General features: G+C 69.9%; 16 protein-coding genes. 10 read left to right on the top strand and 6 right to left on the bottom strand.

The window, feature by feature from the left end; all coding sequences use genetic code 11:
- The 3 genes from ALLO2_RS14400 to ALLO2_RS14390 all read left to right on the top strand — a co-directional run.
- Positions 1-2,733, top strand: a 2,733-nt coding sequence (locus ALLO2_RS14400) for an ATP-binding protein (protein ID WP_035732676.1), incomplete at its 5' end; no start/stop codon positions are given.
- Between the two features lie 136 nt (positions 2,734-2,869).
- On the top strand, positions 2,870-3,508 hold the full coding sequence (locus ALLO2_RS14395; protein WP_023840991.1) for a two-component system response regulator: 639 nt from the start codon (positions 2,870-2,872) through the stop codon (positions 3,506-3,508).
- A 186-nt stretch (positions 3,509-3,694) separates the two neighbouring features.
- Positions 3,695-6,445, top strand: a complete 2,751-nt coding sequence (locus tag ALLO2_RS14390) for a serine/threonine-protein kinase (protein ID WP_035732675.1) — start codon at positions 3,695-3,697, stop codon at positions 6,443-6,445.
- Between the two features lie 147 nt (positions 6,446-6,592).
- Here ALLO2_RS14390 and ALLO2_RS14385 read toward each other — a convergent pair whose 3' ends face one another.
- The 4 genes from ALLO2_RS14385 to ALLO2_RS14375 all read right to left on the bottom strand — a co-directional run bounded on the left by ALLO2_RS14385 (position 6,593) and on the right by ALLO2_RS14375 (position 8,886).
- The gene (locus ALLO2_RS14385) at positions 6,593-7,285 is read right to left on the bottom strand and encodes an alpha-ketoglutarate-dependent dioxygenase AlkB (RefSeq protein WP_011438416.1); all 693 of its coding nucleotides are present in this window, start codon (positions 7,283-7,285) and stop codon (positions 6,593-6,595) included.
- A gap of 202 nt (positions 7,286-7,487) precedes the next feature.
- Entirely contained in the window at positions 7,488-7,769 is a 282-nt protein-coding gene (locus ALLO2_RS14380; protein ID WP_011438415.1) for a metal-sensitive transcriptional regulator, read from the bottom strand.
- A 391-nt stretch (positions 7,770-8,160) separates the two neighbouring features.
- Positions 8,161-8,304: a hypothetical protein gene (locus ALLO2_RS26465; RefSeq protein WP_023840989.1), complete on the bottom strand. Its 144-nt coding sequence runs from the start codon at positions 8,302-8,304 to the stop codon at positions 8,161-8,163.
- A gap of 285 nt (positions 8,305-8,589) precedes the next feature.
- Positions 8,590-8,886 carry a hypothetical protein gene (locus ALLO2_RS14375; protein WP_035732719.1) on the bottom strand — a complete coding sequence of 99 codons (297 nt, stop codon included), beginning with the start codon at positions 8,884-8,886 and terminating at the stop codon, positions 8,590-8,592.
- A gap of 77 nt (positions 8,887-8,963) precedes the next feature.
- Here ALLO2_RS14375 and ALLO2_RS14370 point away from each other — a divergent pair, with 77 nt between their 5' ends.
- Positions 8,964-9,194 (top strand): hypothetical protein, encoded by a 231-nt coding sequence (locus ALLO2_RS14370; RefSeq protein WP_173645797.1) that lies wholly within the window; start codon positions 8,964-8,966, stop codon positions 9,192-9,194.
- A 362-nt stretch (positions 9,195-9,556) separates the two neighbouring features.
- On the opposite strand, the gene ALLO2_RS24605 is transcribed toward ALLO2_RS14370, so the two are convergent.
- Together ALLO2_RS24605 and ALLO2_RS14360 are read right to left on the bottom strand one after the other, a co-directional pair.
- Complete coding sequence (locus ALLO2_RS24605) at positions 9,557-9,934, bottom strand: FmdB family zinc ribbon protein (RefSeq protein ID WP_011438412.1); 378 nt, start codon at positions 9,932-9,934, stop codon at positions 9,557-9,559.
- 44 nt (positions 9,935-9,978) lie between these two features.
- Entirely contained in the window at positions 9,979-10,839 is an 861-nt protein-coding gene (locus tag ALLO2_RS14360; RefSeq protein WP_023840986.1) for a 5-formyltetrahydrofolate cyclo-ligase, read from the bottom strand.
- Between the two features lie 343 nt (positions 10,840-11,182).
- On the opposite strand from ALLO2_RS14360, the gene ALLO2_RS14355 reads away from it, so the two are divergent.
- The 6 genes from ALLO2_RS14355 to glpR all read left to right on the top strand — a co-directional run bounded on the left by ALLO2_RS14355 (position 11,183) and on the right by glpR (position 17,682).
- Positions 11,183-12,157 carry a UTP--glucose-1-phosphate uridylyltransferase gene (locus ALLO2_RS14355; protein WP_035732674.1) on the top strand — a complete coding sequence of 325 codons (975 nt, stop codon included), beginning with the start codon at positions 11,183-11,185 and terminating at the stop codon, positions 12,155-12,157.
- A 373-nt stretch (positions 12,158-12,530) separates the two neighbouring features.
- A complete protein-coding gene (glp, locus tag ALLO2_RS14350) occupies positions 12,531-13,913 on the top strand; it encodes a gephyrin-like molybdotransferase Glp (protein ID WP_232235104.1) in 1,383 nt (460 codons plus the stop codon).
- Entirely contained in the window at positions 13,910-14,413 is a 504-nt protein-coding gene (gene moaC, locus ALLO2_RS14345; RefSeq protein WP_011438408.1) for a cyclic pyranopterin monophosphate synthase MoaC, read from the top strand. Before glp ends, moaC begins: the two co-directional genes overlap by 4 nt.
- Positions 14,410-15,018: a molybdenum cofactor biosynthesis protein B gene (locus ALLO2_RS14340; RefSeq protein ID WP_023840983.1), complete on the top strand. Its 609-nt coding sequence runs from the start codon at positions 14,410-14,412 to the stop codon at positions 15,016-15,018. The genes moaC and ALLO2_RS14340 overlap by 4 nt, the downstream gene beginning before the upstream one ends.
- Before the next feature lie 9 nt (positions 15,019-15,027).
- Positions 15,028-15,660 carry a GNAT family N-acetyltransferase gene (locus ALLO2_RS14335; protein ID WP_035732673.1) on the top strand — a complete coding sequence of 211 codons (633 nt, stop codon included), beginning with the start codon at positions 15,028-15,030 and terminating at the stop codon, positions 15,658-15,660.
- A 660-nt stretch (positions 15,661-16,320) separates the two neighbouring features.
- On the top strand, positions 16,321-17,682 hold the full coding sequence (gene glpR / locus ALLO2_RS28295) for a gephyrin-like molybdotransferase receptor GlpR (protein ID WP_035732672.1): 1,362 nt from the start codon (positions 16,321-16,323) through the stop codon (positions 17,680-17,682).
- Positions 17,683-17,687: the final 5 nt, after the last annotated feature.

Genomic DNA, 17,687 nt, shown 5'->3' with positions numbered 1-17,687 from the left:
CTGACGGAGTCGGTGAACTCGATGGCGGGCAACCTGACCAGTCAGGTCCGCAACATCGCGCTGGTGACCACGGCGGTGGCCCGCGGCGACCTGAGCCAGAAGATCACCGTGACCGCGCAGGGTGAGATCGCCGAGCTGAAGGACACCGTCAACACGATGGTCGACCAGCTCTCCTCGTTCGCAGCGGAGATCACCCGGGTGGGCCGGGAGGTTGGCGTCGAGGGCAAGCTCGGCGGTCAGGCCACCGTAGCCGGAGTCGCCGGAACGTGGAAGGACCTCACCGACAACGTCAACCAGCTGGCGTCCACGCTGACCATCCAGCTGCGGGCGATCGGCGACGTCTCCACCGCGGTGACCCGCGGTGACCTGACCCGGTCCATCTCGGTGGAGGCCGAGGGCGAGGTCGCCGAGCTCAAGGACAACATCAACCAGATGATCGCGCGACTGCGCGAGACCACCGAGGTCAACGCCCAGCAGGACTGGCTGAAGTCCAACCTGGCCCGGATCGGCAGCAAGATGCAGGGCCAGCGCGATCTCTACGCGGTCTGCCAGATGATCATCAGTGAGATGACGCCAGCGGTCAACGCCCAGCAGGGCACGGTCTACCTGCTCGACTTCATCGAGGGTGACAAGCTGCGCTACGTCGCCGGCTACGGCTCGGTGCCCCGGCGCCGCTCGGACGGCACCTTCCTGTTCGGCGAGGGACTCATCGGGCAGGCGGCCCTGGAACGCGACCGTATCCGAGTCGAGCACGTACCAGCCGGCTACCTCAACATCCGCAGCGGACTCGGTGAGGCGCCGCCGTGCGACCTGGTCGTCGTGCCGGTCGTGTTCGAGAACCAGGTGCTCGGCGTCATCGAGCTGGCCTCGTTCTCGCCGTTCTCCGAGCTGCACCTCACCCTGGTCGACCAGCTCGTCGACACCATCGGGGTGGTGCTGAACACGATCATGGCGAACGCGCGGACGGAGGAGCTGCTGGCCCAGTCCCAGCGGCTCACCCAGGAGCTGCGTTCGCAGTCGGTCGAGCTGCAGCGGACGAATAACGAGCTTGAGGAGAAGGCGGCGCTGCTCGAGGAGAAGAACCACGAGATCGAGCTGGCCCGCATCGGGTTGGAGGAGAAGGCCGAGCAGCTGGCGCTGTCGTCGCAGTACAAGTCGGAGTTCCTGGCGAACATGAGCCACGAGCTGCGCACGCCGCTCAACAGTCTGCTCATCCTCGCCAAGCTGCTGGCCGACAACCCGGACCGTAACCTCTCCCGCAAGCAGATCGACTTCGCCGAGACGATCCACTCCGCCGGTTCCGAGCTGCTCGAATTGATCAACGACATCCTGGACCTGTCGAAGGTCGAGGCCGGCAAGATGAACGTCGATGCGACCACCGTGCGCACGGCGGCGCTCTGCGACGCGGTCGCCGGGGTCTTCGGCCCCGTGGCGGAGGAGAAGGGCCTGTCATTCCAGGTCAACCTCGCTCCCGACGTGCCGGCCGAGTTCGTCACCGACGAGCAGCGCCTCCAGCAGGTGCTGAAGAACCTCCTGTCGAACGCGGTGAAATTCACCGACACCGGCACCGTCCGGCTGGACGTCACCGTCGCCCGGCCGGATCTGCCCTTCCTCTCGCCGAGCCTGTGTTCCGCGGGCACGGTGTTGTCGTTCGCGGTCACCGACACCGGAATCGGGGTCGCCGTCGAGAAGCTTCGGATGATCTTCGAGGCGTTCCAACAGGCGGACGGCACGACGTCGCGTCGCTACGGTGGCACCGGGCTCGGCCTGTCGATCAGCAAGGAGATCGCCCGCCTGCTGGGCGGGGCCATCGCGGTCTCCAGCGTGGTCGGCCGTGGGAGCNCCTTCNCCCTTTNCCTGCCGTCGGCCCCGCCGGCGCAGACGCCGCCCTTTGGGGTCACGCCGGGCGAGCCAGACAACGTTCTCATGATCGTCGATCCGTCGGGTCAGTACCTCGGGCGGCGGTCGGGTGAGGGAGTGGACGCGGAACCGGGTGGCGGACCCGCGCCGTCCGCCGGCCGCGATGCCGGGCCCGCGAACGGATGGCAGAACCCCGACGCCGACCGGTTCGGCACGGCGGCACTCGCGCCCTCGTCCCCGTCTTCGTCTTCGTCCCTGTCCCCGACCCGTTCCGGGCCCGGCGCGGGGGGAACCGCCGGGCACGGGGACGCGGGTGGGATCGGCGGCGCCCACTGGTCCGCCGCGGCCAGCGGACCGGCGGAGGGCTCGGCGGCCTTCACGTCGGGCTGGCGGCCGAGCGAGCCCGTCACGGTGGGGACTCCGTTCCTCACCGAGTCCACCGAGTCCACCGAGTCCGCCAGCCGCCCGCTGACCGAGGGATCGGAAGGATCCGATCCCCTGGTCGGCACCACGGTGCTGGTCGTCGACGACGACGTCCGCAACGTCTTCGCGCTCACCAGCGCGCTGGAGATGTACGGAATGCGGGTCCTCTACGCCGACAACGGTCATGATGCGATCCGTATGCTGCAGCAGGACACCCCGCCCGTGCACCTCGTGCTGATGGATGTGATGTTGCCGGGCATGGACGGCAACGAAACGACCTCGATGATCCGTGACATGCCGGCGTTCGCGGACCTGCCGATCCTGGTGCTGACCGCCAAGGCCATGCCGGGAGATCGGGAGAAGAGCATCACCGCCGGAGCCACCGACTACATCACCAAGCCCGTGGATCTGGAGCATCTCCTCGGGGTGATGCGGTCGTATCTGTATTGATCAGATCGCGTATGGTGCGCATTCGGGTGGCTATCGGTGGGGTGGTGAGATGCCGCCGGGAGCGATCAGTGATCATGTAGGGGTGGCGACGCCCACCACGGGTCGGCAGGGCGATCGCGAAGGAGGAGGCAGGCGGGTGACCGAGCGGACCGGCGGTTCCGTCGACGGCGAAGGTGGGCCGAGCACGGAACGGCCCCGCAGCAAGATCCTGCTGGTCGACGATCGAGCGGACAATCTGATGGCCCTGGAGGCGATTCTCGCCTCGCTGGATCAGGATCTCGTCACGGCGTCGTCGGGTGAGGAAGCTCTCAAGCGTCTTCTGGTGGACGACTTCGCGGTGATCCTGCTGGACGTCCAGATGCCGGGGATGGACGGTTTCGAGACAGCGCACCGGATCAAGCAGCGGGGGCGTACCCGAGACACTCCGATCATCTTTCTGACGGCGATCGACCGCGAGCCGCATCACGCGTTCCGCGGCTACGCTGTCGGCGCGGTCGACTACATCGCGAAGCCTTTCGACCCCTGGTTGCTCCGGGCCAAGGTCAGCGTCTTCGTCGAGCTGTTCGAGAAGAACGAGCGGCTGGCCGAACTGGTCCACCAGCGTGTTCGCGACTTTGATCTGATGACGGAGATCGCGGAGCGGCTGATCGCGTTGGACGTCCTGCTGGAGGGCAGCAGCCGCAGCTCCGCCGAGGAGACCCTGGCTGCGGCCGGGGCCGAGGTCCGCGGACTCGTCACCCGGTTGCAGCCCTTCGCCCGGCCGACGAACGCCTGATCGTCCACGCCCGTCGGCGGGCATCCGGCCTCCCGCCAACATTAGGCGGGATGGCGTGGGTGTGGGTGCTCGACCACCACAAGGGGGCGCCCGGCCCATGGCTCGCGCCGATAACATGAATTTGTCGACCAGATCCGCCGCCGTGCCGGCACGGCCGGTTTGTGCAGTCGTAGGAGGTTTCGTCGTATGGCGATATCCCGGCGCAACCTCCCTGGGCTCACCGGGACTGATCTCCAGACTATCGGTCCGTATACAGTTGAACGGAAGCTGGTCGACGCCAGGACAGGACCAGTGTTTCTTGCACGTAACGGCGAGGCGCGTCCGGTCCTCGTCAAGACGATTACTGCGCCCTTCGGGCGGGACGCAGAGTTCCGTCGGCGCCTGCGCGTCGACCTCGACAACATCCGCCGGTTGGCGCCGTCCTGCCTCGCCGCCATCCTCGACCTCGACACGGGCGCTCGCCCCCCATACGTCGTCGCGGAGTTCATCGACGCTCCGACTCTCGCCGCAACCGTCGCCGGCGGCGCAGCGTTGTCCGGACCAGACACCTACCGGCTCGCCGTCGGGCTGGCGACGGCTCTGGCCGCACTGCACGAATTGGAAATTTTCCTCGGCGACCTGAAGCCTATCAATGTGGTTCTTTCCGGGCAGGGAGTGCGGCTGGTTGACTTCGGGCTCTTCCGAGCGATGAATGCGGTAAGCATCAATAATCCGGGCGGACCGCCGTCCGGTATCGGAACACTTGCGTTCATAACGCCCGAACAGGCTCTCGGGCAGACCGCCACCGTCGCATCGGATGTCTTTACCTGGGGCGGCATGCTGTTGTTCGCCGCGACCGGCCGGCCGCCATTCGGTGCCGGAACGCCCCGGGTCCTGCTGCAGCGGGCCGTCTACGCGGAACCCGACCTGTCCGTGTTCTGCCCGGAGCTGCGAGAGCTGGTCGCGGCGGCGATGCGCAAGGACCCGAAGCGCCGGCCGGCCGCGGCCGAACTGCTCGAACAGCTGATGGCCTATCCGACACGAAGCGAGGCGGAGCCGGCGGTCGAACCCACCCGGCGTCTCGCCCTGCCGGCGGGTGTCATCGAGACGCTGGTGCCGGTGCAGACGAGGCGGACGGTCGAGTCCGAGACGAAACCGGAGGTCGTAGGCACGAGCGACCTCGCCGCTCCTGCCATCGGTGCCATCCACGGCCTCGAGATCGTGCTCGAAACCGTGACCGTACTCGAAACCGTGACCGTGCTCGGGACCGGGCCGGCCGCGGAGATCACGGCCGTCCCGCCGGCCGCGGAGATCACGGCCGTCCCGCCGGCCGCCGCGGTCGCCCTCGGCGCCGTCCGTACCGGAGCAGAACCGCGGATGCGTCCGTCGTCTCCCGGTCCGTCGTCTCCCGGTCCGTCGTCTCCCGGTCCGTCGGCCGCTCTGGCCGGTGTGCCCGCCCCACTGCCCACCGCGGCCGCGAGAGCGCGCGCAAGCTACGTCCAGGAGGGCACCGGGAATGTCTCCGCCTTGTCATCACCATCGTCACCGCGGGATCACCTGGACCGCGGGTGGCTTCGACGCGTGCTCTCGATCGGCGTGGCGGTCTCGGTGCTCGTCCTCTCGACCGTTGTGATCGTCGATACGCTGCGGGAGCGCAGCGCGGCGGCCACGTCGCGTGAGGCGGCCCGTGGCGCGATGCGCCTTCTCGACCGGGAACCGGATCTCGCCGGCCAACTCGCCGTCTCGGCCTACCGCATGGCTCCGACCTCGGCTGCGGCGGAGGCGCTGGTCAATGCGAGCATCCGGCAGATCGGGCCGGCGACGGGAGCGATCCGCGATCTGCTGATCACCCCGGATGGTCGATATCTGATCATCGTCGGTGACTTCGGCGGGTCGGTGTGGAACATCATCGGCCCTGGCCGGGTGCGCTACATCACCGACCTGCCCGCGGTGGCCGCGGCCATGGGAGATCGCAGCCCCCTCGCGGCCGGGGTCGCCCCGGCGGCCGCGGTGAAGGGCCTGCTCGCCGTCGCGCTGATACCCGCATCCGGTCCGGCCACGGGTGTGCGGGCGTCCACGATCATGGTGACGGCGGGGACGGACGGGGTGATCCGGTTATGGCGGCTGGCCCAGCCCGGGNNNACGGANNNCGGNGACCTTCAGTCGGCGATCAACACCGGTCAACGGGTGAGTCTGCTCGCCGAGTTGCGGGGACACACGGGTGCGGTGGCGAGCGTCGCGGTGAGCGGGGATGGTCGAACCCTGGCCTCGGCGGGCGCCGATCGCGTCGTCCGTCTCTGGGACATCGGCCATCCGCAGAATCCTCGCGCCCTCGCCGAGCTGCCCCAGCCGGCGGAGGTCACCAGCCTCGCCTTCACCCCCGACGGCGACTCGCTCGCGGTCGGGGGGGTAGGCCATCTCTCCGTCTGGGATGTGACCGCTGCCGGGCAACCGCGCCGCCGGGCCCAGCTGACCGCCCCCGCCACTGTCCGCAAGCTCCTCGTCAGCCCGGACGGCCGGTGGCTCGCCGTGGCGAGTACCTCCGACGGCGGCTCGCTGACGGAGATCTATGGGCTGGACAGCCCCCGGGGACTGCACCGCCTCACCGCCATCGCGAGCCGGCCAGGCCAGGCCGGTTCGATCGCGCTCTCCGCCGACGGGCGGGTCCTCGCTGTCAGTACCCCGGCCGGTCAGGTAACGCTCTGGGACATGCGCTCACCATCCCGGCCGGTGCAGCGGGCCACCCTGCCGGTCGGCACCGCGCCGACGGCGACGGTCTTCGGACCTCTGGGACATGAGGGCGTCCTCGCAGTCGTAGCCGGTGACGCCGTCCGTCTCTGGCAGCTCGACCTGCTCGCGGCCGAGGACGAGATCTGTGCCAGGGCCGAGGGCCGCATCAATCGGGAGCAGTGGCGGACCTACCTCGGTCACCGGCACTACGACCCGCCCTGTGACTGACCCGCCCGGTGACTGACCCGCCCGGTGACCGGCCCGCCCGGTGACCGGCCGGGTTGGTCGCGTTCCTCGTGATGTCCGGCCTGCTGCTGGTGGTGGTGCCGCGGGTGCGGGCAGGTGAGGATGCCTCGGGGAGCCGGCAGGCGGCGGCTATCGCGAGAAGTGGCGCGCGGCGCCGTAACCGGGGCCCTGTTCCGGGCGGCCCGTCCGGGACGTCCATCGCCACTGGACCGAGATGCGTCCGGCGACGTGCTCCGGGACCCTGGGCACCGCGTGCAGCCAGTCGGCTTGGGCCCGACCTCCCAGCACGATCAGATCACCGCCGGCCGGGGAGAGGTCGCGAGCGCCGGATGCCTCCGGGTCGTTGAGGATCCGTCGGCCGGGCGGCAGGTGGCGAGACTTGATCAGGAACGGTCGCCGGGCACCGAGGGTGAGGATGGCGATCACCGTGTCGTCGAGCCAGCGCATCTCGCGGTCCCGGTGGAAGGCGACGCCGTCGGCTCCGTCCCGGTACAGCGACAGGCCAAAGCCGTCGAACTCCACGCCGTAGGTCCGCCGCAGGGTCCGGTAGGCGTCGAGCAGGGCGGGAAAGGCGACCGGCCGACCCCGCGGGATCCAGGCGCTCATCCGTGGTTCGGTGACGTGGCGTTCGTAACGCCACATGGTTCCCTGTCGCCAGGGGATCTCGGCATGCAGGGTCTCGTACAGCTGGTCGGCCTCGCGTAGCCATCCGCGCGTGACGTCGACCCAGGACCGGTCGTCCAGCCAGATCCGTTGCACCGACGCGGTGCGGTCGACCGCACCGTTGGCGGGCACCGCGGTGCCGTCGGTCTCGCTCGTCACCCGGCCGACGCTACCCGGCCGACGCCATCCGGCAGGCCCCGGTCCGGGGCCGTCCGGCGTAACCTGCGAGATCCAGGAGGCATATTCCGTGAAGGTGAACAGGCGAGGATGACCTGCGCAGCACCCGACCCGGGGACCTCGACGAACCTCGAAAGCGATGTCCGTCGTCTCACCGCANCCGCCTTCACCGCAACCGCCGTGGTCAGGACCGAACGAGCCGCGCGATCGCGGCCGACGCCTCCCGGATCTTCTCGTCGGCCACCGGACCGCCTTCGGCGGCGGCGTGCGTCACGCAGTGCGTCAGATGGTCCTCGAGGAGCCCGAGGGCGACCGACTGTAACGCCCGGGTCGTCGCCGAGACCTGGGTGAGGATGTCGATGCAGTACTTGTCCTCGGCAATCATGCGCTGTAGCCCCCGGACCTGGCCTTCGATGCGGCGAAGCCGAGCGGTGTAATCGTCCTTGGTGTTGGTGTAGCCGTGCATCCATCGCGCCTTCCCGTCCAGGTACCCCCCTACGGTACCTGGGCCGGAGCCGGTCGTCGGATTGGGATTCGGTGAGATACCGGCGCCAACCGCCGACTGGAATTCGAACCGAGGCTCCTCCCGGCGGTGACACGTCCCACAATCATCACCGTGAGTGAGAATTCTCCGCCCGTGCGGTATCAGCGGCGCGGGTCCTCCAGGACAGGCTCGGGTTGCCCGTTCACGTCCTGCCCAACTGCGCGGACGCCGCCCCGCTGGCTGGGTACCCGGCACGGATCGTTCCTGGCAAACCGCACCCGGCGCCCCATAATTGCGCCAGGAAAGTGCCGAGTGGTGCACTTTCTCGCCCTGGTGGCGGGGGCTGGTGGTGACGAGTGGGTTCGCCGCCGGATCAGCGGTCGACGTGGTGCGGTGGAAGATCGGCGAGGAGTCGTTCGATGTCCGGGTCCTCTTCCTCGGACAATGACTCGTCACCCCAACCGATCTCGCGTTCGTCGTCGAACAGCTTGTCGTCGTGCGGCTCTGTGGCCCCCATGATCTTCCCCTCGTGTGGCGCAGGTTGTTCGCAACGGAGGTCCCGGCGCGGGATACGGCCTGGTGCCGCGGTCTGGTGTCGCGATCCCGACAGTGCTTCGGGTGAATCGTTTGCAGGATTGGATGCGGGATTGGACTCCGGCCGGGTACGGGTTAGGGCCGGCCGTTGTTCGGCGGGCTGCCCGGAGTGTGCTTATTACTTCCCGATGGCCGCCGGCATGCTACCGAGCGGGCGGCCNCCCGGCCNCCCGGCCNCCCGGCCGCTTGGCCGCCCGCTCGCCGCCGGTCAATCTACGCCGCCGCTGCCGTCTCCGGTGGGTGCCGCCGCTAGGGCGTGCCCGATTATCTCGACGACCAGGCGCAGGGTCGCCCGGCTTCCCGCCAGGAAGGCATCCGTCTCCCGCTGGGACCAGGCAGAAGCGAGTATCCCGGGCTCCGGTACCCGGGCGGCCAGGAGCGCCCGTATCGACGCCCGGTAGCGGCTCACCGTGATCGGCGGATCGCCGACCGGATCTTCGTCGTAGTCCTCGTCCCNGTCTAACAGCGCCCGGACCTCATCCAGGCGGCGCGGGGTGGGGGGCATGGTTTCCTCCTCCATCTATTTGCTACTCAGCAAATTAGACCCTAGCGAGGTTCTTGAGGAAGAGCAAAGTGGTTACGATGTTCCGCGTGGACGACGGTGAGCAGTTGGTCGGCATCGGGGACATCGCGTTCCAACTCAAGATCACTCGCCAGGCGGTGGACTACTGGACACGCAAGGACTCCCGGTTTCCGGCGCCCTTGCAGGTCATCAACGCGCCGATGGGTAGCGGTGCCAAAGGCACCCGGGTTTGGCGCAAGCGAGAGGTAGACGCCTGGATCGTGGAGCACTATCGGCGGCGCAAACAGTAGGCGTCCCGGCCATCGGCCGAGGCCACCGCATCAGGTCAGATCTGTCGGCACCAGCGGCTCCGGGCCACCCCGGTGGCGCGGCCGGTTCAGGGTGGCCGAAAAACGCCGCCAGTGGGGCGGAAGGGCTTCCGTTAGATGAGTAAGTCCGAACTCCGGGCTGGCCGTAGCCGGGCCTGAAGAGATGGCTTCCAAGGTCATGGTGTGACGCAAGATCTGGAAACCCTCGCCGGCATCTCCCGGTTACCGCATCCGGGGGCCGGTGGGTGAGCCGCGGCGGGGAGGAGCTGGGTGCTCGGTGTCCGGGCATGCCAAAGGCGTCCAGGCCGAGATGCCCGGACGCCTTGGGCGGATCCAGCGGCTGGTCAGGCCGCCGCGGTGCTGGAGGCCGGAGTCGACGTCGTCGAGGAGGCCGTGGCGGTGCCGCCCGACGAGGTCGAGGACGACGAGTCCGAGCTGACGGAGCTGTTGGTGCTCCCCCCGGATGTCGCCTCGCTGCTGCCACCCGTGGCCGTGGCGTCGCCGACGTCCTTGGGGCGGTGCTGCGTGGACCCGCCGGAGGAGTTGGACCGGCTGTCGTTCTTGTAGAAGCCGCTGCCCTTGAACACCACGCCCACCGAACCGAACACTTTACGAAGTCGTCCGGCGCAGGCCGGGCACTCCGTCAGTGATACGTCGCTGAAGCTCTGTACGGCCTCAAGGTCACGCCCGCAGTCGGTGCAGCGGTACTGGTAGGTAGGCACGTGCTCCTCCCGGAGTTGGCACTCTGACGTGGAGACTGCCAACTTTAGCTTGTAGAGGGCCCGAGATGTTCCCCGGTGCCATCGGTTGGTTCGCACCGTAGCGTACGACTCGGCGTGATGATGATCTTCACGTTGTGATCGTGGGACTCCATGGGGATCTCATCCAGAACCTCTTGGTCGTGCAGGACGGCGATCACCGGAACGTCGGCGCCCACCCGGGCCAGCACCCGGTCATAGGAGCCCCCACCGCGCCCCAGACGCCGGCCCGTCCGGTCGACCGCGAGCGCCGGGATGATCACCACGTCGGCCTCGGCGAGAACCCCACGGGGTGCCGCCGCCGGTGGTTCGCGGGTACCCAGCGCGCCGGGCACCAGTGTTCCGACGTGCTCCCGGAAGTCCAGATCGAGATCGGCGCGTAGGGCGGGCAACAGCACCCGCACTCCGCGAGCCAGCAGTCGATCGAGCAGTTCGGCGGTGTCCGGCTCGCCGGGCAGCCCCACATACGCCGCCACGCACCGCGCGGCCTCCACCTCGGGCAGCCGCTGGATGCGGTTGGCCAGTCGGGACGCATCCGACCTGGACAGCGAGCCCCGACGCAGGGCCACGGATGCGCGGCGCTGTACCAGTAGCCGGGCCCGCAGGCGAGCCTTGGCCTCGCCTGCCTCGCTCGTCTCACCCAGCGCCGACGCGCCGCCGACTAGGGCGGGTGCGATCTGCCCGGAGCCGCCGCCGGCCTCGGGGCCGGTGCCGGGGGTTCGGTCGACACCGTCGTGGCGGGGGCGGGCACGCCCCGGGTCCGCTGGCCGACTCCCGCGTCCGGACACCGGTCCGGGATGCGGACGGATCGTCAGCTCGACGGTGAGCTCTTCGTCGAGATCACCCGGAGGCCGGTCATTCCACTGCACACCGACAGCCTCCCGCAGGTTGGCCGCCAGCGGGGGGTTGCCGCGGCATACGGCACGCGAACGTGGGCGTGATGTCGGGCGGAGGGAGCGCAGGTTACCAATTGTGGCACCCATAGTTACTGATGGTGATTTGTCGATTGTTGGTGGAGGTGTTGTCAGTTACCGGTAGGGGTGTTGTCGGTGGTGGACCGGGTGGCACGGAGTGCCGCGGGCTCGTTCTCGGACCCGCGGCGCATGTCCGGGCGGGCGGCGGGCGGGACCGGCGGCCGCCGTGAGCTGTGCATTGCCTGTGCTGGGGCCGTGGACGGTGCCCGTGTCCACGGACCCGACTAAGGTTTCGGCTATGCCAGTAACGAAGGCGGTCATTCCAGCCGCGGGTCTGGGGACCCGCTTCCTGCCGGCGACGAAGGCCGTCCCCAAGGAGATGCTGCCGGTCGTCGACAGGCCGGCTATCGAATACGTCGTCGAGGAGGCGTCCCGCGCCGGCCTGCGCGATGTCCTGCTTGTCACAAGCCGCACGAAAAAGGCGATCGAGGATCATTTCGATCGTGAGGCGGACATCGAGGCGGCCCTCGAACGGAAGGGTGACGATCTTCGTCTCCGTCGGGTCCGGGTGTCGGCGGAACTGGCCGAGGTCCACTCGGTCCGCCAGCAGTCGCCGCGTGGGCTCGGTCATGCCGTGCTCTGCGCGGCGGCGCACGTGGGAAACGAGCCGTTCGCTGTCCTCCTCGGTGACGATCTCATCGACGAGCGGGACCTGCTGCTCGAGGAGATGCTTGCCGTGCAGCGCCGCTTCGGGGGCAGCGTCATCGCCCTGATGGAGGTGCCCGAGGACCAGGTCTNCCTCTACGGCGTCGCCACGGTGGAGTCCGTCGGCACCAGTGCCGGCACCGGCAGTGCCGACGACCGGTACGGGATCGTGCGGATCCGTGACCTGGTCGAGAAGCCACCGGTCGCGCAGGCCCCGAGCAATCTGGCGATCATCGGGCGGTACATCCTCTCGCCGACGATCTTCGACGTCCTGCGGCGGACCGAGCCGGGACGGGGCGGGGAGATCCAGCTCACCGACGCCCTGCGGATCCTGGCGCTACGGGCGGTCGAACCGGCCGGTGCCGCGGGGGACGCCGGCACCGACACTGCCGCCGAGCCCGTGCACGGGGTGATCTTCACGGGTCGGCGGTACGACACCGGTGACCGGGTGGACTACCTGAAGGCCGTCATCCGGCTCGCGTGCGAGCGCGCCGACCTTGGCCCCGAGCTGTACCCGTGGATCGAGGAGTATGTCGCGTCCGGTGGTCCGAAGGCAGCATTGTCCTGATTTATCCATATTGCTTAAATTTATCCGCTTCATCGCCTGAGGGTGCCGGGATGTGCCGGCTTCTCTTCGGGTAGGCCTTGACGGCTCCGGTGACGACTCCGGTGACGACTCCGGCAAGGACCGGAACGCTCCCGGAACCGGCCAGCGCCCGGCGGTCGCGGCATGCCGTTCGGACTGGGAGGCCCGGAGNGGGAGGCCNGGAGCGGACGCCCCCCGCCCCGACCGCTGGAGCTACCTGAAGGTAACTGCGGGTAATACCTGAAGGTAACTGCGGGTAAGAGATGTCCGGGCTTCGACGGCCGTAGCCTGGGTGATGCCGGACCCGGCGTGCGACGAGTGGTGCATCGAAGGGCAGAGAATTGGACGGGCGCCCATGACTTCGGTGGATGAACACCTCGAGCGGATCCTGGCTACGGTGCGGCCGACCCGCGCTCGGCAGGCCAGGCTGGACGAGGCGCACGGATGCGTGCTCGCCGCGGACGTCCGGGCGACGGTCGCGCTTCCCGGGTTCGACAACTCGGCCATGGACGGGTACGCCGTCCGGGCCGCCGACGTGGCCGAGGCGTCGGCGGCCACTCCCGTCTCCCTACCGGTCATCGGCGACGTCCCCGCGGGTCCGGGTTCGCCGGCCGCGCTGCTCCCCGGCGCCGCGGTACGCATCATGACCGGGGCCCCGCTGCCCCCGGGAGCGGATACGGTCGTCCAGCTCGAGTGGACCGACGGTGGCCGCCGGACCGTTGCGGTCCAGCGGGCGCCGCGCCGTGGCCTGCACATCCGCCGGACGGGGGAGGACGTCGCCCCGGGCGCCCTGGTGCNCCCCGCCGGGACGATCATCGGCTCCGCGCAGATCAGCCTGCTCGCCGCGGTCAACGTGGCCTGCCCGCCGGTGCATCCCCGGCCGCGGGTGGCGGTGCTGTCCACCGGGACCGAGCTTGTCGAGGTCGGTACACCGCTGGGCGCCGGGCAGATCGTCGACTCGAACAGCCATGGCATCGCCGCCGCGGCACGGGAGGCCGGCGCGGTGGTACGCCGCCTGGCCGGGGTGCCCGACGAGCCGGACGCCTTCGCAGCAGCCCTGCACGGGGTGCTTCCCGACGTGGATGCTGTGGTGACGACCGGTGGCGTCAGCGTCGGGGCATATGACGTCGTCAAGGAGGTGCTCGCGCGGACCGGGACTGTCCGGTTCGATCGGGTCGCGATGCAGCCGGGCAAGCCGCAGGGTTTCGGCCTGGTCGACGGTGTGCCCGTCTTCACGTTGCCGGGGAACCCGGTCAGCGCCCTCATCTCGTTCGAGCTGTTCGTCCGCCCGGCCCTGCAACGTATGCGCGGTCTCGCCGGCACCGGGCTCCCGCGGATTGTCGTGACCGTCGGATCCGACCTGCGTTCCCCCCTCGGGAAGAGGTCCTTCCCGAGGGTGGGGCTGGAGCGGAGCGGGGACGGTAGGCGCCTGGAACCCGCCACCGTCGCCCATCTGGCCGGCGGGCAGGGGTCACATCAGCTCACCTCGCTGGCGGGAGCGCAGGCGCTGCTGATCATCCCCGAGGGGGTTACCGAGGTGCCGGCGGGCAGCCGGCTGCCGGCGTTGTTGCTCCCGGACGCATCGGGGGCCATTCTCTCCGGCATGGCCTGGGTGGTTGCGGACACTGCGGACGTCGATGCCCCGGATCCGGCTTCCCCGGCCGGCTTCGGCCCGCGGGCCGAAGCCGGCCGGGGGAACGCGGCCGTGCCCCGGGCCGCCGGATCGGCGGCCCGGTGACCGCCGCCCGGCTCACCCACGTCGACGATCGCGGCGCGGCCCGCATGGTCGACGTGTCGGCGAAGGACGTCACCGTCCGTACCGCGACCGCCACCGGGATGCTGCGGGTCGTTCCCGAGGTTGTGGCGCTGCTGCGCGGGCAGGGGCTACCGAAGGGCGACGCCCTCGCAGTCGCCCGGGTCGCAGGGATCATGGGGGCCAAGCGCACGCCCGATCTCGTTCCGCTCTGCCATCCCATCGCGATCTCCGGCGTCACGGTCGAGCTGGACGTACGGGACGACGGTGTGGTGATCATGGCCACCGTCCGGACGGCGGACCGGACCGGCGTCGAGATGGAGGCGCTGACCGCCGTCGCCGTCGCCGGGCTTACGCTGCACGACATGGTCAAGGCGGTGGATCCCGCCGCGGAGCTGACCGGGGTGCGAGTGATCGCGAAGACCGGGGGGCGCTCCGGAGACTGGCATGCCGACCCCCCGCCGGACGCGGGGTCCGCGGAATGAGTGGCAGGCGCCACCTTCCCGCGGGTGCCCGGGCCCGGGTCATCACCGTCTCCGACCGGGCGTACCGAGGGATCTATGCCGACCGGTCGGGCCCGTTGCTCGTCGCCGGGCTCGTCGAGCTCGGTTTCGAGGTGGGCGCGGCGACGATCGTCCCGGACGGGCGGGATGAGATCGTCGCGGCGCTGCGGTCCGCCGTCGCCGACGGAGTGGACCTGGTGGTGAGCACCGGTGGCACCGGCCTCGGTCCCCGCGACGTCACCCCCGAGGCGACGCGCGAGGTGATTGAGCGGGCCGTGCCCGGACTCGCTGAGGCGCTGCGCGCGGCGGGTCGGGAGACCGTGCCGGCGGCGATGCTCTCCCGTGGGCTCGTCGGAACCGTCGCCGCCACCCTGGTGGTGAATCTGCCCGGCTCGACCGGTGGGGTACGCGACGGGCTGGGCGTGCTGGCCGGGGTGGTGGGTCATGCCGTCGCCCAGCTGCGCGGAGCCGACGACCACGGGCACCCGGCCGCGGGGTCCGCGGGCCCTGCCGCTGCCGTCGATGCCGCTGCCGTCGATGCCGCTGCCGTCGATGCCGCTGCCGTCGATGCCGTTGACGCCGGATAGGGCGCGACGGTGGGAGCTCCGGGTTGGCCGGCAGTCCTGACTGACGGACGGGTCCAGGTGCGGCCGCTTCGTCTGCGTGACGCCTCCACGTGGGTCGAGGTGCGGCTGCGCAACGCCGACTGGCTGGCGCCGTGGGAGGCGACCCCACCCGGAGTGATGATGGTCCGCGAGACCTGGGCGCAGCGCCAGACCCTCTCGNTCTACCGTCAGATGTGGCACCGCCTGCGCCAGCAGGCCCGGCTCGGCGCCACGTTGCCGTTCGCGATCACCTTCGAGGGGCGGCTCGTCGGTCAGGTGACCGTGTCCACAATCGTGCGCGGGGCGTTCAACAGCGCTCAGGTCGGCTATTGGATCGACAGCGAGTACGCCGGTCGAGGCATCACGCCGACCGCGCTCGCGCTCGTCGTCGACCACTGTTTCGGGCCGGTCGGGCTGCACCGGGTGGAAGCGAATGTGCGCCCGGAGAACGCCGCGAGCCGGCGGGTGCTCGCGAAGCTCGGTTTCCGCGAGGAGGGGCTGCACCGGCACTTCCTTGCCATCGACGGCCGCTACCACGACCACATCGGATTCGCGCTGACGACCGAGGACGTCCCCGAGGGCCTGGTGCACCGCTGGCGGGAGACCCGGTACAGCCGGCCCTGAGCGGCCGCCGCGCCGCCCGACGGTGCCGTGCCCGGACGGTGCCGTGCCCGGACGGTGCCGTGCCCGACGGTGCCGCCGCGCCTGAGAACGATGCCTGGATCCATGGCTTGCGTGACACGTTCCACTCCGCCACCGGGACGGTGTCGGTTACCGGATGTAGTCCCTTCTAGTCACCGCCCGTCGTTCCGGATCTCAATCCGGTGACAAAGTGAAGGTCCTGACCGGATGCCGATGCTCTCTACGAGGGCTTCCATAGGCCATGCGCGGTTCTGGTGGGGTGCCACGGTGCGTTTTGACGACCACACATCCACCATCGCCCATCCGGTTGCGGATGCGACACGCGGGCTCCGGGTCGGTGACCACGTGGATTTCGCTCACTAGCGTCGACTACGAAATCGCAATCGTTGGTGTCGAGAAGAGGCTCCTCATGGTCAGAGCGCCCGCACCCGCCGCGCTCGCCGCGGATGGTGCGCATCCAGTGGGTGGTGGGTGGGACGCGTTTCCCGCGGCGTTCCCTCCCCACGATAACGGCGAACACCACGGAGACCACAGATCCCGCGAGATTGACAACGTAACCACAGGAGCGGGTGGGAGTATGGGGGCGGGCGGGATCATGGTGGTCGATGATGGGAGCGACCAGGGTCGTGCAGGTGTGATCCGATGAGCGCGTTGATCTGGGTGGCGATCGTCGCGGTCTGGGGGTTCGTGCTGATCCCGATGTGGCTGCGCCGTCACGACACGACGGCGCAGCAGCGGTCCACCGAGCGTTTCACGGTTGCGATGCGGGTGCTCTCCCGACGGCCGCCCGGCCGGGGCGGTGCCGTCGTCGATCGTTTCGGCGGCGATCATGGCGGCGTCTTCACCGTGGGAGGAACGGGAATGTCGCACGCGGAATTCTTCGATGGACCGGTCGACCTCGCGGAGCTCGGGGATTCGGTGTCCGCCGAGCCGTCCCGGGAGGCCGGAGCCCCCGGCGGGCAGCCGGTCGTCCCCGGGATGCCCATCGCGGCCGGCACGCCGATCGTCGAGGACGCTTCGACCGGTGGCGCGTTGCTATCCGGTGGCGGGTCTGCTGGCGAGGATCCGGAGGGCGGGGGCTCGGAGGACGGGTGCCCCGGCCGCCCACGGTGGTCGGGTGCGCACCCCGACGATCCGCGGGTGGATGTTCCTGCGCGCGGTCCCGAGCGTCGGGCGGACGCCGAGCGTGCCGCCCTGATGCGGGTGCGTCGGCAGCGCCTGCTCGTCCTGCTCGTCCTGCTTGCGGTGAGCATCGTGCTGGCCGCCGTCCTCGGCGGGCTGTGGATCGCCGGGCAGTTCCTCGTTGATGCCGTACTCGGCGCGTACCTCGTTCATCTTCGCCGGTCGGCGCAGACTGAGCGGCGGCTGGCCACCGCGCGTGCGGCGATGGACCGGCGGATCGAGGCCGAGCGGGCCGCCCGGCGCCGACGGCCCCCGATCGGGTCCTCCTTCGCCTACCGGCAGCGTCAGCCGGGACCGGACTCCCTGGAGGAGCGGGTTGGCCAGCAGCCGGTGGAGGAGCTCACCGACGAGGAGCTCGCGATCGCCTGCGCCGAGACGATCGACCTCGGCGCTCTGGCGGCTGGTCAGCCAGGCCTGGACGAGGGCGCGGAGGAGGACGATCTCGCCCGGTTCGCCGAGTACCCCGAGACGGGCTACGGCGAGACCGGTGTGGACGGTGTGGACGGTGTGGACGGTGTTGTCGGTGTGGACGGTGTTGTCGGTGTGGACGGTGTCGTCGGTGTGGACGTGGCCTCGGCCCGGCCGGCCATCCGGTCCGCGCCCCGCGTGGGCACGCGCTCGACCACCTCACGTCCCGGCCGGGTACAGGTGAACCCCCCGGGGACGCACGGTGGGCTGGTGGCTCCCACCGGGATCATGCCCTCGGGTACGGCGACGCCGGCCGGGCCGACGGCCGATGCGTCACCGGCGGGCGGGAACGTCGTGGGGGACACGTCCGGCGAACTCGACCCGCTGCTGCGACGGCACGCGGNGGGGNGCTGATCCGC

The sequence above is a fragment of the Frankia sp. Allo2 genome (assembly GCF_000733325.1).
GTDB lineage: Bacteria > Actinomycetota > Actinomycetes > Frankiales > Frankiaceae > Frankia > Frankia casuarinae.
The sequence above is the reverse complement of the archived record's forward strand: the minus strand, read 5'-3'. Positions and strand labels throughout refer to the sequence as shown.

Bases quoted from the DNA above. Each gene is read 5' to 3' on its own strand.
- ALLO2_RS14370 (WP_173645797.1), top strand. From the start codon at position 8,964: ATGTTCCGCGTGGACGACGGTGAGCAGTTGGTCGGCATCGGGGACATC.
- ALLO2_RS14340 (WP_023840983.1), top strand. From the start codon at position 14,410: ATGAGTGGCAGGCGCCACCTTCCCGCGGGTGCCCGGGCCCGGGTCATC.
- ALLO2_RS14380 (WP_011438415.1), bottom strand. From the start codon at position 7,769: ATGCACGGCTACACCAACACCAAGGACGATTACACCGCTCGGCTTCGC.
- ALLO2_RS26465 (WP_023840989.1), bottom strand. From the start codon at position 8,304: ATGGGGGCCACAGAGCCGCACGACGACAAGCTGTTCGACGACGAACGC.